Raw genomic sequence first — 15700 nt, 5'->3', positions numbered from 1 at the left:
AGGCTATGCTCCTTTCAAATCAACTTCCACTTCCCACCCGTCATTGTCGTCGTAAGCACCCGAGGAAATCGACGATCTTCATTGGGACGGACAGAGGGAGCAGTCCTTTGCTTGCCTCCTGCTCTCTTCACGCTGCCAAGAGCTCATCGGCAGGGCCGAAGAATTCGTAATGCACGTGATGCGAAGGTACCCCTGCAAGTGACAGGGCAGACACCGCTGCCCGGAGAAATGGACGCGGACCGCAGATGTAGTAATCCGCTTGGCCCAACGGCGTATTTGCAACAAGCCAATCTGCGGTGATGATGCCGGCGTGATCATAGTCCTCTCCGGCCACTTCTCCTTCGAGCGGACTCTGATGAAAGTCGATGACCCTGAAGTTCGCCGCAGACGATGCGAGTTTGTGTGAGTGAGTGCGCATCGCATGAGTGTCCCGATTGTGCGTACCGTGTATGTAATCGACCGGCACCTTTACCTCTTTCGCGGCGAGGGTCTCCAGCATCGCCAACAAAGGGGTGAGTCCTACACCTCCTGAGAGCAGGACGATCGGTCGTTCGGGTTCGCCCTCCAGAAAGAACTCTCCTGCGGGAGGTGCGACTTTGAGAAGGGTTCCTGGCTCCGCATTGTCGTGGAACCAGTTCGAGGCCAGACCCTGTGGTTCTCGTTTTACGGATATTCGGTAGAACTCACCGTTCGGCGCATTTGAGATCGAATAGTTGCGCTTGACCGGAGGTTGACCGGAAATCTGCAGCCAGAAAGTCAGATACTGGCCTGGCTTGTGACGAATGACAGCACCGCGGTCTTGTGGGCGAAGAATGAAAGAGGTGATCACGCTGCTTTCAGGAATGACTTCCGCCACCTCGAAGTTGCGCCAGCCAGTCCAACCGCCATCCGCTTGCTCCAATTCTTCATACACACGCGCTTCGCGAGCGATGAGGATGTTAGCCAGAAACCCGTACGCCTCCCCCCAAGCTTCGAGAATTTCATCCGTTGCCGCATCACCAAGTACTTGCTTGATTGCACCGAGCAGAGCCTCACCGACGTAGGGATAATGTTCTGGGAGGATCTGTAGGCCGACATGCTTTTGCGCAATCCGCTCGACTGCAGGGGCGAGGGCGCTCAGATTGTCGATGTTGCTGGCGTAGGCCATGATGGCGCCGGTCAGTGCGCGGGGCTGCGCACCTTCCTCGCCGCCGTGGTGTGACTGGTTAAACAAATCACGAATTTCTTCATTCTGGAATAGTCGGGAATACATCTCTCTAACGATCACCAAGCCATGCTCCTCGAGAGCTGGAACGGTTGCCTTGACCAATTCGATCGTTCTTTGACCCAGTACTTCTGCCACTAAATTTGCTCCTTGTATCAAGTGTGAGCCGCTACCGACCAAATCGTCTGGGGCTCCAAACTGATTGTTGGATTGGCGGCCTGTTCTATACAGGTCTCGTCTGGAAGGGATTTGGGTGATCTCCCTACGGGAATGTCCTTAGGGGCAAGTGCCGGAGCGGTGGAACCGATCGTTGGACGCGGATGCCGAATGCTGAGCTTGGATATCAATGAGTGGCGAAGCTCGGATCGCGCCCGGTACGTAGGGGGCGGCAACTGGGCCGCCAGGGGCCGGCTGTGTTCGAGGAGAGATGTCGGGACATTGCTTTGCTCGGCAACCGCCCTTCACGATAGCCTAATGAGCGGGATAGATAACTCAGCTCTTCGGAAGCATCAAAGTCGCAAGTCGATGCAGCAGTTTGGAAAGTGTGCTCGGTAGCATCACCTTATGCGGCCTTGGCGCACATTGGCGCACATCCATGGGACCGGGGGGCATCGGCTCGCCGCATTCAGGACAGAACATGGCATACTCCTTCTCGCTGAAATGTAGAAATTCACTACCCCAGTTCCGTTGACTCCTGCCCAGGCGCTGCCACTTGAGAGAAATGGCCGGCCCACCCCCCCCCTCGAAAAATTAGAGGGATATTCTCGCGCCCCAACTATCTGCTCTCCACGCTTCTTTATCAAAGCATGAGCCCCAATGTTCCTCTATCAGAAGCGGCGAAACACTAACTCGCTAGCTCTGCTTGCTTAGGATCGAGGCTGGCGGCGGCGGGCACAGGTTCGGTGTCAGGATGACAAGGATGGGGCGTCCCAGTTGCTGCATCGAGTTTGTAAATAGGCTGATTTTTCGCTTAGCTGGGACCGGAGCCTTCTCTAGTGTGTCTGCGGCCGTTTGATGCATCGGACACAGTTTGATCATGCCCGCTCTTGTCGCTGAAGAAGGCAAGCGCAAACAGACCAGATCCAAGGGTTACGGATACGAAGACCCCCACGGTCGTCGCTACCGCCATGTGCAAGGTCAGCTCAGTGATTGCGGCTATGTAGGCGAGGGCGGCCACCACCATCATAACAGCTGCAAGTGCAATCCACTTCAGCATCTGCCTGAACTTCGCAGCGGCAGAGCTCCTCTGGGTGTTGCGGTGGGTCATGGTCGCCCTTTCAATTCACTCGCTGCAGGCTTGCAGCTCATTTGTGATCCTATCCCGAGTGTAGCTGGTGCCATTTTTCGTGAAATTGGGATCAAATACCTAAGGGGTGAACCGGAGGACCGCTATCGAGCTGGAGCGAAAGATTACCCTTACGCAATCCTGCGTCGGAAAGTCGGGATCGGACATTCCATCACATCAAACCGCTCACGGACGCTGATGCATGCGAAGAGCTATTCGCCAGCATTATTGTCAGGAGCAGCTTTGCGTCCTCGACGGCTCGAATTCCGTGCGGTTGCTTCTGATCGAGATAGAGCCAATCACCCGATGCGATCGTCACCGCGTGGTCAGTAAGGATCATTTCGACCGAACCATGCAAACAGTAGATGGTAGCAAAGCCTGACACATGATGTTCGGGAATATTCTCTCCAGCAACTAAACACAGGCTTATCGCCTCAAACTGGCTTGTTTTGACCAGCGCCTTGTGATGCGGCTCGCCTTCATCGAGCTGAGTTAGGTTCTCGACTTCTGTGGGTTTCAGATGATGCAGTGCCATCAGGATTCCTTTGAGGTTATTGCGTGGCCGATCTTAGGCGTGCCCATTTGGCTATGTCGCCCCGTATTGCGCCCCAATTCTGTCTTGAATGATCTTGCTTCAGGGCTGTTGATCTATGGCGGGAAGGCCTCGGTAGAGAGGAGGGTGGAAATGTCCGGTGCGCTCCTGGAAAGCGTGCGCCAGCGCGATGAGGAGCGCCTCGTCACCTCTTCGACCCATAAGCTGCAGCCCTGCAGGCAGACCGGATTCAAATCGACCGGCTGGGACCGAGATCGCAGGGAGACCGCTGACAGGAGCGAGCACCTGAGAGTTGTCGCCCCTGTACTCTTCCACCGCGCGCTCGCGCGTGGCTGGGGGAAATGTCCAAGTGGGGTAGATCAACACATCGGCGCCCGTGTTCTTCATGAGGCTCTCGAGTTCATGCGCCACTGCCCGACGGCCGCTATCCTCCTCGTACCGGGGGCAATTTGTTTTGTCCTTCGAAACCCAGTAAGCGAACGCCTCCCGGGCCTGGGGGCTGAAATTGCCGGTTTCGAATGCATCCAATGGATCGTCAACATCGGCGGAACGGCCTTCTAGATATTTTCTTACCCCGTGCCGGAAGCTCATGCAGGAAGTTACGGCCTGAAGTTGCTTCTCGATTGGAGCGATACTGACTTCAATGACATTCGCCCCGGCATCTTTCAGGACACCGACTGCACTTTGGAAGATCGACAAGGCTTCTGCTTCAGCAGGAGGGTCCGCCGCGTAAGAGAGTTCGGAGACAATGGCGAAGGTATGTCCTCCAAGGGTGTGCTTCTCGAGCGCTTCCCGATGCTGGTCCGACCAAGCTCCTTCGGGGTTGGCGAGCACGTCCATCAGGACCGCGGCATCCTTGGCCAGAATCGTCATCGGACCGACCGCGTCATATTCGGCGAGAAGGGGCACTATGAGGTGGTCCCGGAATTTCGGACAGGGTGCTAAGCTAATCCCGACCTGAGGAATGGACGGGAAATGAAGAAGACGAGGAAGCGCTACAGCGCGGATTTCAAGGCGAAGGTGGCGCTGGAAGCAATCCGGGGTGACCTGACGCTGGCGGAGCTGGCCGCGAAGCATGGCATCCACCACACAATGATCGCGGCTTGGAAGCGCCAGGCCATCGAGGGAATGGGGAGCACGTTCTCCGGGGCAGGCGAAGCAGCCAAGGCGGCCAGCGAGGCCGAGGTGGAGAAACTGCACGCGAAGATCGGCCAGCTGGTCGTGGAGCGGGATTTTTTAGCCAAAGCCTCCGGTCGATGAGCGTGGCACGGAGGCGATCGATGATCGAACCTGCTCACCACCGCCTGTCGATCGCGGCACAATGCCGCCTGCTCTCGATCAGTCGCTCGTCCTATTACTACGCGCCGGTCCCGGAGACCGAGGAGACGCTGGCGCTGATGCGGGTGATCGACGCGGCGTTCCTCGACATGCCGTGGTATGGCAGTCGCCAGATGGTTCGGCACCTGCGCCGGGAGGGCCACGAGGTCGGTCGCCGCCGTGTGCGGCGGCTGATGGCGAAGATGGGCTTGTCGCCGATTTACCAGCGGCCGCGCACGAGCGATCCGCACCCTCAGCACCGTGTCTATCCCTATCTGCTGCGCAAGCTGGCGATCGACCGGCCCAACCATGTCTGGTGCGCAGATGTGACCTACATCCCGATGCGGCGGGGCTTCTTGTATCTGGTTGCGGTGATGGACTGGGCAACCCGCAAGGTGCTGGCCTGGCGGCTGTCGAACACGATGGATGCCGGCTTCTGCGTGGCGGCTCTGGAGGAAGCGCTGGCGCGCTTCGGTCGTCCTGAAATCTTCAACACCGATCAGGGCAGCCAGTTTACCAGCTTCGCGTTCACCAGCGTGTTGCGCGATGCTGAGGTCCGGATCAGCATGGATGGTCGGGGCCGGTGGATGGACAATGTCTTCATCGAGCGCCTCTGGCGTTCCCTGAAATACGAATGCGTCTATCTCCACGCCTTCGAGACCGGCTCGGAGCTACGCGCTGGCCTTCGGCGCTGGATCACCTATTACAACACGCAGCGACCGCACTCGGGTCTGGCCGGGCGAACCCCGGCAGAGGCCTACGGGCGGATCAGCGAACCAGATCATGGGGGGCATGCCCCCCATGATCTGATGACCAGACTGGCGGCATAATCACATCCGGGATTAGCTTAACTTCGCCGCCAACCTGTCCAAGAAGGCGGGACCACCTCACTATGCCCTCGATCGGCACGGTGCCAATGCTAGGACGGAGTCCGACTAGCCCTGTATGAGAAGCCGGACCGCGAATGGAGTTTCCTGTGTCGGACCCGAGGCCTGCCACAGCCATTCCCACCGACACCGCCGACGCCGTACCACCGGACGAGCCGGCGGGCACGTATCGGGTATCGAAGGGGTTCGCTGTCTCGCCATGCGTGGAGCTGATCGTGCGCATCGGGCTGAACGCCCATTCCGCCATGTTCGTCTTTGCGAGGATGATCGCTCCTGCACCGCGCAGACGGGCAACGGCGATGGAATCGCGTTTCGCTATATTGTCAGCGAGTGCCGCGGAACCTGCGGTGGTTGGCAGCCCCTTCACATCCATGTTGTCCTTGATGACGATCGGCACGCATTCCAGAGGGCGCGAATTATCACCTTGTGCGAACCGGCGATCGATCGCCCGAGCTTGTGTCAGCGCGTCAGGATTGACCATGGAGATGGCGTTCAGTTCGGCAGATGATTCCAGCTTTGACAACTCATCGAGGTAGCGACGCGTGATAGTTTCACATGTCGTACCGCTGACCAAGGCCTCCGAAACCGCCGAGATGTCGGAGTCCTCGTGAGCCGTCGCTGGAGTAGAAGTCAGTGCCAAGGCCCCGAGAGTAGGCGCCAAAAGCACATAGGGGAGCTGAATCTTAGTCAATGGAACCTCGTTTCCTCTCCACTTCGCGGAGGGAGGATTCCTAAGTGATCTTCAGCCTATTGGATACAATTTTGCACTCTTGCTGGATGCACGGAATCTAGGCTCTGAAAGCCTTCACGAGCGCATCGCGGGCGCCGTTGAGGTGCGCCGCGAGGAGCTTTGCCGCGCGTTTGCCGTCTCCGTTCTCGTAGGCATCGAGAAGGCCCTGATGATCCTCCATCGCCCGTCCAAGGGCTGAATGCTCCAGGGACAGCTGAATTCGCACGTATCGATCCGTGTTGAGGTTTAGCATCTGAGAAAGGTTGAGCGAACGCTCACGCTTTGCCGGCCGATAGAGGGCTTCATGGAAGTCCCAGTTGAGCTCACCCCAGCGCCTCACGTCGCCTTCCGCGTAGGCAACCTCGCTCTCGTGCAGGTGTTTTTTGCACTCCTCGATGTCGCGAGGCGTCGCTTTTGGCGCGGCTCTCTCGATCAGGTCGCATTCAATAAGCCGCCTAAGATCGAACAGCTCTTCGACCTCCGTTACATTGAGGCGAGAGACCACCGCGCCCTTGTTCCTCTGGAAGACTACAAGACCCTCGGCCTCCAACTGACGAAGGGCTTCTCGCACAGGCATGCGGCTGACGGCATATGCTTCGGCTATGGCTTCCTGGCGAAGCGTATCGCCCTCGGCAAGTTCGTTATCGATGATGCGTGCACGTAGACGATCCGCGATGGATTCTACGATGCTCTTTCGCTCGATCGGTTCGATGGTCTGAGCAGTCATGAATGCTTTGGTCCTCATTTCGCGTTCAAATAGACACATGTACGCTCAAACGCCAAGTCTCTGGCATCCCGTAGCCATCGACATCGTATCCAAAAAAAGGGCGGCCGTGAGACCGCCCTTCGAGGTGGTGGGGAGAGAGAGGCTTAACTCCCCAGCTTCATCGTCGCTCCGACGAAGAAGAACCGTCCGATGAGATCGTCATAGGCCGAGCTTCCACGCCGGGTGAACGGGTGGTCGCGAGGGCTTGTGTCGAACAGATTGCGGACCCCCCCGTTGAGACGGAAGGTCTCGTTGATGTCTACCGCCATCGACAGGTCATGATACCACACCGACGGGATGTCATAGAATTCGCCAACGTCTTCTTGTGGGTTTTCGAGATCGTTGTTCGTTACTGTCCCATCGATGTAGCGGCTCGACCAATTCACCTGCCAAGGCCCATTGCTATAGGTAGCGGTACCTGTGAACCTGAATTTCGGATTATCGGATTCGCCCGCGTCATCGAAAGGTGTTTCTTCGCCCGACACAAGATCCTGATCGATGAAGATATTGTCCTTAAGATAGGAAGCCAGTGCTCGGATGCGGAAGCTGCCGAGATCCTCATCTCCACCGAATATATCCGCAATCTGGGTATTGTAGTTCAACTCGAAATCGACACCCTCTACCTCAAAGCCACTCACGTTGATGTAGCTGTCCAGGACCTCGTCGATATTTCCGTCTGCCCCGCGGTCGACAAATTCGCAGAACTGATTGCTCAAGCTCGGGAGGTCTACACAGTTGTTGAGAGTCTGCTGCGCGCCGATCCGATCGATTCCGCCCTCAAGCTCGATTTTGTAGTAGTCGGCTGAAAAGGCAAGGCCCGGCACGAAGCTCGGTCTTACGACCACGCCTGCGGTGAAGGTGTCGGCGGTTTCGACTTCCAGATCAGGATTACCCGTGGTGAATACGAGAGTCGTCATGCGTCGGGTGTCTGGATTGAAGCCCACCGGATCTAACCCCAGCGCGGCGCAATTGGCGCGCCGGTTAGCGGTGCCGCTTTCGAGCAGGAGCGGATCGCATGGATCGTCTAGGCCTGCTGCGCCCCGGCTGCCGGGATCGAACAACTCGCCAAGCGAGGGAGCTCGGACAGCTTTAGCCCGGGTGACGCGGAACCGGACGTCGCGAATCGGCGCCCATTGACCAGCGATCTTCCATGAGTTGACGGCGCCGGCACGTTCGTAGTCCGAGATGCGGTAGGCGCCTTCGACCTCGAGCGTCTCGAAGAATGGCTTGTCGCTCAGGATGGGGATGAGCACTTCGGCGAAGGCTTCCTTCACCACGTTGCTCTCATTTACCGGAGAGAACTGGCTTGCGAAGAAACCAAGCGCATTCTCCCACACGTAGGAGGGCCGGAAGTCGATCTTGTCCTCGCGGTACTCGAGTCCGGCAGACACTTTCACGGCGCCCGCCGGCAGGTCAAACAGGTCGCCGGACAAAAGGCCTTGAACAAGCGTCTGACTGGTGTCGGTCGTCGTAGTGTGGTCTGCTACGATATAATCGACCGCTCCTTGCGATATCGTACCTTCGCCAAACGGATTGACCGGCACACAACCACGAGCGCGCGCGTCGAGACTACGGCACACGATCTGTCCGGTGTCGGGATCTCGGATAGCATCCGAGGCTTCGAACCAGCGTTCGTCGAGGCGATCATTCAGATTTCGGTTGATCGTTTGAGACTTACCGTATTCGTAGACCGCCGACCAGTTCCAGGAGTCACCAAGGGTGCCCTCAAAGCCTCCAGCCAGGCTGTAGTATTTGCGGTTGATGTCAGTACCGCGGCGGCCGAATTCATCATGTTGACGAGTGTAACTGAAGCCATTGAGATCGTTTGCCAGCAGTGTCTCGCGAACGGCCTCGGGCACGAAGGGATTGTCGACCGAAATGAAGGTGCTGAAGACATCGAACACGGAGCCGATACGATCGCGCGCGTTGATGTCGGCGAAGATTGCCTCCGCGAACACCGTCACATTATCGGTCAGGTCGTAATCGGCCTTACCGTAGAGGCTGGTCCGCTCGGTCGGTGCGATGAGCGTGTCTCGACCCTGGTCCCCGCCTTCCCCTAGAGAATAGCTCCCGTCGATGACTCCGCGTGGCCCCGCTTCGATCGGACGGAAGTCGTTCAGCCCACTGTCGAAGATCACATCGGTATAAGCGCCGTCCGTGCCATACGGTAGAGACGTGGTGATCGTCGGGATGCCAAAGTAGGCGAAGCGCAAATCGCGTAACGGGATGCGAGCAGGAATGCCATCGTCTGCTCCAGTGTTGGCAGGATTGCTGACGAAGTCATAGGCAGTTTCGAGGCCTCTATCGCGGCGCTGAAGTTCGCTGTTTTCCGAACGGCTGATATGGAAAACAGCGTTGCCACGCTCATAGTTCGATCCAAAGGTCGCGCCGTAGGAGCGGGTGGTATAATCGCCCTCGTCGGCTACTCCGTAGTTCGCGTAAGCTTCTAGACCTTCAAAGTCTTCTTTCAGGATGATGTTCACCACGCCAGCGACGGCATCTGCGCCGTACACCGCGGATGTGCCACCAGTCTGCACCTCAACTCGCTGGATCAGCGCCGTCGGAATGCCCGTAAGGTCGAAGGCAAGGAAATTCGAGTCGTCTGGCGTGCCCGCGCGGCGCCGACCGTTCACCAGGGTGAGTGTCCGTCGGACGCCAAGGTTGCGAAGATCGACCTGGTTTAGGCCGATATTGCCGAAGCTAAAACTCGTATTGGCGTTGGAGAAGCCGGTAGAGATCTGTGGCAGCTCGTTCAGCAGATCAACGATGTTGGTTATGCCTTTGGCTTCGATCAGTTCCTCGCCCACCGAGACGGTCGGCGTCGGAGCGTCGAGCCCGCTGCGCTGCAGGCGCGAGCCAGTCACGACAATCAGGTCTTCCGCCTCCGCCTCTGTCTGCGCCTCGTCCTCATCCGCGTCCTGAGCAATGGCTGGTGTCGCGAGCACTGTCGTGAGACCGGCGGCCCCTGCAAGGAGCCAGCTCTTTGAGCATAGCGTAGAAATTCGTTTCATTCTGGGTTCCTCCCCTCTGTTAGCCGAGATTGGAGGCAGGATGATGTATCCAATATACAGGAATGTCCAGCATGGATTGGATACAATCGTCGGAGTAGATCGTCCGTTTGCAGACTTGTGTTGCGACTCGGCAACATCAATTGTAAGAATATTACGTGGTGATCAGTTGTAGTTAGGAGTCAGCGGCGAGCAGCGCCGCGTTCCCTCCAGCTGAAGTCGTGTCCACGGTGACGACTCGCTCTGAACAGAATCGCTGCAAGTAGTTGGGGCCACCTGCTTTTGGCCCCGTGCCGGAAAGGCCTTCGCCGCCAAAAGGCTGACTGCCCACTACGGCGCCGATCATCGATCGATTTACATAAAGATTGCCGACCTCCGCCAGACTAGAGAGGACATCTGCCACGTCGGCGATGCGCGAGTGCAGGCCCATGGTGAGGCCGTATCCCGTGTTGTTTACCCGTTCCACTGTTTGCCCTAGCTCACCCGCCTTCCAAGATGTCACATGAAGGAGCGGACCGAACCATTCGCGGTCGAGTTGCTCGATAGCCGTGTTTCGGATGAGGGTTGGTGGCACAATGAGAGGATAGTCGCCTCTCGGGCAGGACTTGATCCAGTCGGATTTCCTGCTCGCCCTGTATGTCATCAGCTTGTCGTAGGCGTCCCGGTCGATGACCGGCCCGACGTCGGTTCCCGGGAAAGCGGGATCTCCGATATCTAGCTCGTCCATCGCTCCTTGGAGCATCTCAAGTACTTCCTCTTGGATCTCTTCCTGCAGGAGCAGGAGCCTCAATGCCGAGCACCTCTGTCCGGCGGACTGGAAGGACGAGATGATGACATCGCGAACGACCTGCTCAGGTAGAGCAGTGGAATCCACGATCATGGCATTGATGCCGCCGGTTTCGGCGATCAGGGGTACGAGCGCACGCGTTGGGTCCTGCAGAAGCGCGAGTGCGATTGCGCGGGCGGTGGCGGTTGAGCCTGTGAAGACGACCCCCCTGATCCGCCGGTCCTCGACAAGTGATCTGCCCTCTGGTGCCCCACCTTCGACCAGACGGAACGCTTCAGCAGGAATTCCTGCCTCGATTGCGAGCTTCCGCGCGAACCTTGCTGTCAAGGGCGTCTGAGGAGCAGCCTTCGCTACGACGGTATTGCCGGTGACGAGTGCGGCGACTGCCTGACCGAGGAAGATAGCAAGAGGGAAGTTCCACGGCGAGATCGCGGCCCAGACCCCTCGAGGGGCGTATCGATGGACGTTCGTCTCGCCCGTGGGCCCAGGTAGCTCTATCTCTTTCTGAAGGACTTTGGCCCGAACTGCGTAGTAGCGGCAGAAGTCTACCGCCTCACGAACTTCCGCCAAGGCATCGGGGATTGTCTTGTTGGCCTCGCTGACCAGCTGCCCGATTAGGTCGTCCCTGTTCGCCTCGAGCAGATCTGCGAGCCTTTTCAAACAATCGGTCCGGTAGCCGACCGCCGTTCTACGCCAGTTCGAAAAGGCCTCCGTGGCCGTCGCGACTTCATCGGATACGCTGAGCTGTGCATAGGCGAAATCATGCCTGCGCTCACGGTAGCGCAGGACATGGGCGCAGAGCGGCAATAGTTCGGATTGCGAAGCGAGGTCCACTCCGCGGCTGTTCTTTCGTTCAGGCATGAAAAGGTCGGCAGGGGCGGTCACGATTTCGTTCTCTATGTTTGAATGCAGGCGCAGCTTCTCGACAGGATCGCGGAGGATGGATTCATCATCGATGGTGCGGTCCGCTAGCTGATGGATGAAGCTGCTGTTGGCACCGTTCTCCAGAAGCCGTCTGACAAGGTAAGCTAGGAGATCGCGATGGTTTCCGACGGGTGCGTAGATGCGACAGGAGTAATCTGAGCGTGCCACTAGGTCCTCGTAGAGACCTGCCCCCATCCCGTGCAGCTTCTGGAACTCGAAGTCTCTCCTCTTCCCCGCCCACTCGCGTATTGTTGCCACGGTCAATGCATTGTGAGTGGCGAAAGCTGGGAAGATATTAGAAGCCTCAAGCATGGAATGTGCGCAGGCTAGATAGTTGAGATCGGTCGTATCTTTCCGTGTGAAGACCGGGAAGTCGCCCAAACCTTGCTCCTGGGCGTGTTTTATCTCGGTATCCCAGTACGCACCCTTGACCAGCCTAGTTGCAATTCGCCGCCGCGTTTCACGTCCAAGCGCGTTGGCCCATTCAACCGTGGGGCGCGCCCTTTTGCTATATGCTTGGATCGCCATTCCAAGGTTGTCCCAGCCGGAAAGGCTGGGTGCACTTGCTACGGTCCGGATGACAGCGAGCGACATTTCCAGACGGTCGGCTTCTTCTGCATCAACGGTGATGCCAACGCCGCGCTGGCTTGCCAATTCGCACAGCTGCAGCAGCCTTTCGCTCAATGCGCCGACAGCTTTCGTGCCGTGGGACGTCTCGTAGCGGGGTTCCAGAGCGGCCAGCTTGACCGAGACTGAATCGCCGTGGCGCGGACTGTCTCCCACCTTGATGATCGCATCTTCGTAGGAACCGAAATATGCTGCCGCATCGGCTTGGGTTTTCGCAGCTTCTCCCAGCATGTCGAAACTCGCCGAGAATTTGTTCGAGCCACCTGACGATAATCTCGTCAGCGCCTCTTCTATGGTGCGACCCATGACGAATACACTGCCCATGATGGACATGGCCCGCGTAACGGCAGCGCGGATGACCGGTTCGCCGAGCCTCGCCACTATGCTGCGAAGCCTACCGGACCCGTCGCGATCACGGACGAGGGCCTTCGTTAGAATAAGGCCCCAAGTGGCTGATTTGACGACGAACGGACTTTGGCTGCTAACGTGACTCGCCCAGTCCGCAGTCCCGATCTTATCAGCGATCAGCGCGTCTGCCGTGATCGTATCCGGAACCCGAAGATAAGCTTCGGCCAGCGAGAGGAGTGCTAGTCCTTCCTCGCTACTGAGGCCATATTCCGCAAGAAACTGGTTTATAACGCCGGTGGATTGCCCGTGCCGCATCTTTTGCAACAACTGCCGTGCATCTTTTTTTACGCTATCGGTGTGCGGTCTGTTCGGCTCGAGATACGCAAGGATCTTCGGGACCAGTATTTTCTCCGGTTCACGATGTATGCGACGAAACTCGCTTTCCTCTTCTTCGCTGCCGAAACGGAATTCCTCAGGCGCCATCGGAGCGGCTCCGGCGTGCGAGTCTGATCGCAATGTAGGCTACGATTCCGAGCGCGTTCCATGCGACGAAATTCGTGAGGGTTGAGTAAGGAAGGCTGAAGAGCAGATATAGGCAGCCGATGATTGCGAAGCCGCCGATCAACAACGGCGCAGGGCATGCGAAGACCCGCTCCAGGTCGGGCCTGGTCCGGCGCAGCACGATCATGCAAAGTGCAGTTGCGATGAAGGCCAGAAGCGTCCCTGCGTTCGCAAGGGCGGCTATTGATTCCAGCCGGAAAAATCCTGCGACAAGGGCGATGAAGATGCCAGTGACGATCGTGATGCGGACTGGCGTACCTGTCCGAGGGGACACCTTCGCAAGGCTTGCGGGCAGCAGGCCGTCACGCGCCATCACGAAAAAGATGCGGCTTTGCCCGTACATCATCACGAGGATCACCGACGGTAGTGCGATAAGCGCGGCGAGGGCGATGGCAGTCGCCGCGAATGGCTGCTCTAGTACCCTCAAGACGTGAGCTAGCGGTTCATCGGAGCCAGCAAGGCCGAGGTAGCCGACCGATCCGACTGCGGCGATTGCCACGAGGATATAAATCACGGTGCATACGAGCATGGAGCCCAGGATGCCGATCTTGAGATCGCGGGCGGGATTTTTGGCCTCTTCCGCCGAAGTCGCCACCGCATCAAAGCCATAGAAGGCGAAGAAGACGATCGCTGCCGCGGCCATCACACCGCGCGCCTTGCCGTCCTGAACTTCACTCACGAAGCCATAGGGCATGAAAGGCTCGAAATTCGACGGGTTGAACGCAGGAAATGCTATCGCAACGAAGACGACCAGCGCCACGAGCTTGATGGCGACCAGAACGATGTTGACGAGAGCACTCTCTCTCGTGCCGCCTGCGAGCATTGCAGCCACGGCCAGCGAGACGAGAACTGCCGGCAGATTGACGATGCCGCCGTCCGTCGGGCCGGCGATGAGCGATGCGGGTAGTGATACGCCAGCGGCTGTAAGCCATCCCACCAGGTAGGCGCCCCAGCCGACGGCGACCGTAGAACACGCAAGCGAATATTCGAGGATGAGGCTCCACCCAACGATCCACGCGAGGCTCTCGCCCAGAACAGAGAAGGTATATGTGTAGGCACCGCCCGCTGTGCGGATAAGCGTTGCCATCTCTGCATAGGCGAGCGCCGCGCAAGCGCAGACGAGGCCCGCGATACCAAACGACAGGATAACGGCCGGCCCGGCACGATCGGCGCCGACTCCTGTGAGAGTGTAGATTCCGGTTCCTACGATGGCTCCGACGCCCAAGGCGACCAGGTGGGGCCAACTTAGCGTTTTTCTTAGAGCGTGTGTTTCGTGCTCTTGGTCACCGGTCGGAATGGCTTTGACATGCCCGAAGATTCCCATGCAATCCCCTCTCAGGCGCGTCTCGCTTTCAGGCTGTCGATACCATTTTTTGGTGATCGGCAGCCTGACGACGAACGCGTCCATTTATGTTTCTCGGTGGCTTCGACGAAATGGACCCGTTCATCGTTGCCGAACCGATGATTACTGGATATTGTATCCAAATGTCTAGAGTGATTGTCGTCGGGGATGGAATTGTGGGCTTGAGCACGGCCTTGGCTTTGCTGAGCCGCGGCGCGGACGTGCTTGTCCTGGGGGCCCAAGGATCGGAGGCGGCCGCTTCCTGGGGAAATGCCGGGCACATCGCGGTCGAGCAGGTCGAGCCGCTCGCATCCTTTTCCAACGTCATCTCGCTTCCTCGGCGCCTGTTCACCTTCGGAGGTCCAGCCGCGTTCCCGGCTCGAGCGGCAGAGCACTGGTTGCCGTTTGGGGTGCGGATGCTCTGGGCCAGCTCTGGCCGGCGTTTCGATGCAGGTAGATTGGCCCTAGCTGGCTTGGCGGCGAGGGCGCTTCCATCCTGGAGGGAGTTGGTCAGGGAATTGGGCGCGCCCGAGTTGCTCCTTGAAAGCGGCCATCATGTCGTCTGGGAGGGTCATGCCGGATACGAGCGGGGACTCGCCCGTTGGCAAGCGCGAAACACGGGCGGCGCCGAATTTCGCAATCTATTGCCGGAAGAGTTGGCTGAGGTTTCTGGCTTGATCTCCCGACCTCTGGCGGGAGGAATTCACTTTGATGGCACCGCCAGTATATCGAGCCATCTGGACCTTCGCCAAGCACTGCTTCGCGCGATCGAACTTCGCGGTGGAAGGGTGCAATTTGAACGGGTCCACCGGCTGGCGGATCTAGACGCCGACAAAATAGTCGTGTGCGCTGGAATAGGGTCTGCCGATTTGATCCGGCAACATTCGTGGGTGACCGTCCCGCTGATAGCGGAAAGGGGTTACCACATCGAGGGCGTCGCGCAGGACTGGCCGCGAGAGATGCCTCCGGTCGTCTTCGAAGATCGTTCGATCATCGCGACACGGTTCGCTGATCGCTTGCGGGTGGCTGGCTTCGTAGAGTTTTCGAGTGCCGAACGTCCGCCGGATCAACGCAAGTTCGATGCTCTCCATCGACATTGTGATCAACTCGGAATTGCCTTGGAAGGTGCGGAGAGTTGGATGGGTGCCCGGCCGACTCTCCCTGATTACCTCCCTGCGCTCGGCAGGATCCCAGGCGACAGCCGCATCTTCTATGCCTTCGGCCATCAGCACCTGGGCCTAACCCTCGGTCCCGCGACTGCGCAAATCATGGCGGGTCTCATGCTCGATGAGGATCCGGCGATCGATCTCAGAACGTTCGATTTGGTCCGCTTCGGCTGAAGACGGACCCAGGTACTACAG

11 protein-coding genes are annotated in these 15700 nt (G+C 58.3%); 2 read left to right on the top strand and 9 right to left on the bottom strand.

Going from position 1 to position 15700, the window contains the following annotated elements; genetic code table 11:
• Positions 1-127 precede the first annotated feature (127 nt).
• The 4 genes from hmpA to ACQ5J0_RS14295 form a co-directional block, all read right to left on the bottom strand.
• Complete coding sequence (gene hmpA, locus ACQ5J0_RS14310; RefSeq protein WP_462568256.1) at positions 128-1342, bottom strand: NO-inducible flavohemoprotein; 1215 nt, start codon at positions 1340-1342, stop codon at positions 128-130.
• Between the two features lie 832 nt (positions 1343-2174).
• Complete coding sequence (locus tag ACQ5J0_RS14305) at positions 2175-2471, bottom strand: hypothetical protein (RefSeq protein WP_462568255.1); 297 nt, start codon at positions 2469-2471, stop codon at positions 2175-2177.
• 190 nt (positions 2472-2661) lie between these two features.
• Positions 2662-3024 carry a cupin domain-containing protein gene (locus ACQ5J0_RS14300; protein ID WP_462568254.1) on the bottom strand — a complete coding sequence of 121 codons (363 nt, stop codon included), beginning with the start codon at positions 3022-3024 and terminating at the stop codon, positions 2662-2664.
• Positions 3025-3123: 99 nt separating this feature from the next.
• Positions 3124-3915: an amidase family protein gene (locus ACQ5J0_RS14295; protein WP_462568253.1), complete on the bottom strand. Its 792-nt coding sequence runs from the start codon at positions 3913-3915 to the stop codon at positions 3124-3126.
• Between the two features lie 102 nt (positions 3916-4017).
• Between ACQ5J0_RS14295 and ACQ5J0_RS14290 the strand changes: the two genes are divergently transcribed.
• Positions 4018-5189, top strand: a protein-coding gene (locus ACQ5J0_RS14290; RefSeq protein ID WP_462567201.1) for an IS3 family transposase whose coding sequence is annotated in 2 segments (ribosomal slippage) — positions 4018-4282 and positions 4282-5189 — 1173 coding nt in all. Because the reading frame shifts where the segments join, the coding sequence is not laid out codon by codon here.
• On the opposite strand, the gene ACQ5J0_RS14285 is transcribed toward ACQ5J0_RS14290, so the two are convergent.
• From ACQ5J0_RS14285 to ACQ5J0_RS14265, 5 genes are all read right to left on the bottom strand, one after another.
• Complete coding sequence (locus tag ACQ5J0_RS14285; protein ID WP_462568252.1) at positions 5128-5886, bottom strand: amidase; 759 nt, start codon at positions 5884-5886, stop codon at positions 5128-5130. The genes ACQ5J0_RS14290 and ACQ5J0_RS14285 overlap by 62 nt on opposite strands.
• 148 nt (positions 5887-6034) lie before the next feature.
• Positions 6035-6703, bottom strand: a complete 669-nt coding sequence (locus ACQ5J0_RS14280) for a GntR family transcriptional regulator (RefSeq protein ID WP_462568251.1) — start codon at positions 6701-6703, stop codon at positions 6035-6037.
• A gap of 143 nt (positions 6704-6846) precedes the next feature.
• Positions 6847-9753 carry a TonB-dependent receptor plug domain-containing protein gene (locus ACQ5J0_RS14275; protein WP_462568250.1) on the bottom strand — a complete coding sequence of 969 codons (2907 nt, stop codon included), beginning with the start codon at positions 9751-9753 and terminating at the stop codon, positions 6847-6849.
• 172 nt (positions 9754-9925) lie between these two features.
• Complete coding sequence (locus tag ACQ5J0_RS14270; RefSeq protein WP_462568248.1) at positions 9926-12919, bottom strand: L-glutamate gamma-semialdehyde dehydrogenase; 2994 nt, start codon at positions 12917-12919, stop codon at positions 9926-9928.
• Positions 12909-14321 carry an amino acid permease gene (locus ACQ5J0_RS14265; RefSeq protein ID WP_462570129.1) on the bottom strand — a complete coding sequence of 471 codons (1413 nt, stop codon included), beginning with the start codon at positions 14319-14321 and terminating at the stop codon, positions 12909-12911. Before ACQ5J0_RS14265 ends, ACQ5J0_RS14270 begins: the two co-directional genes overlap by 11 nt.
• Positions 14322-14407: 86 nt before the next feature.
• On the opposite strand from ACQ5J0_RS14265, the gene ACQ5J0_RS14260 reads away from it, so the two are divergent.
• Positions 14408-15679, top strand: coding sequence for an NAD(P)/FAD-dependent oxidoreductase (locus tag ACQ5J0_RS14260; RefSeq protein WP_462568246.1), 1272 nt, complete (start codon positions 14408-14410; stop codon positions 15677-15679).
• Positions 15680-15700 lie beyond the last annotated feature (21 nt).

Source organism: Qipengyuania sp. SM2512 (assembly GCF_054954005.1).
The sequence above is the reverse complement of the archived record's forward strand: the minus strand, read 5'-3'. Positions and strand labels throughout refer to the sequence as shown.

Coding starts and splice junctions, on each gene's coding strand:
- ACQ5J0_RS14305 (WP_462568255.1), bottom strand. CDS start 2,471: ATGACCCACCGCAACACCCAGAGGAGCTCTGCCGCTGCGAAGTTCAGG.
- ACQ5J0_RS14300 (WP_462568254.1), bottom strand. CDS start 3,024: ATGGCACTGCATCATCTGAAACCCACAGAAGTCGAGAACCTAACTCAG.
- ACQ5J0_RS14295 (WP_462568253.1), bottom strand. CDS start 3,915: ATGACGATTCTGGCCAAGGATGCCGCGGTCCTGATGGACGTGCTCGCC.
- ACQ5J0_RS14280 (WP_462568251.1), bottom strand. CDS start 6,703: ATGACTGCTCAGACCATCGAACCGATCGAGCGAAAGAGCATCGTAGAA.
- ACQ5J0_RS14275 (WP_462568250.1), bottom strand. CDS start 9,753: ATGAAACGAATTTCTACGCTATGCTCAAAGAGCTGGCTCCTTGCAGGG.
- ACQ5J0_RS14270 (WP_462568248.1), bottom strand. CDS start 12,919: ATGGCGCCTGAGGAATTCCGTTTCGGCAGCGAAGAAGAGGAAAGCGAG.
- ACQ5J0_RS14265 (WP_462570129.1), bottom strand. CDS start 14,321: ATGGGAATCTTCGGGCATGTCAAAGCCATTCCGACCGGTGACCAAGAG.
- ACQ5J0_RS14260 (WP_462568246.1), top strand. CDS start 14,408: ATGTTTCTCGGTGGCTTCGACGAAATGGACCCGTTCATCGTTGCCGAA.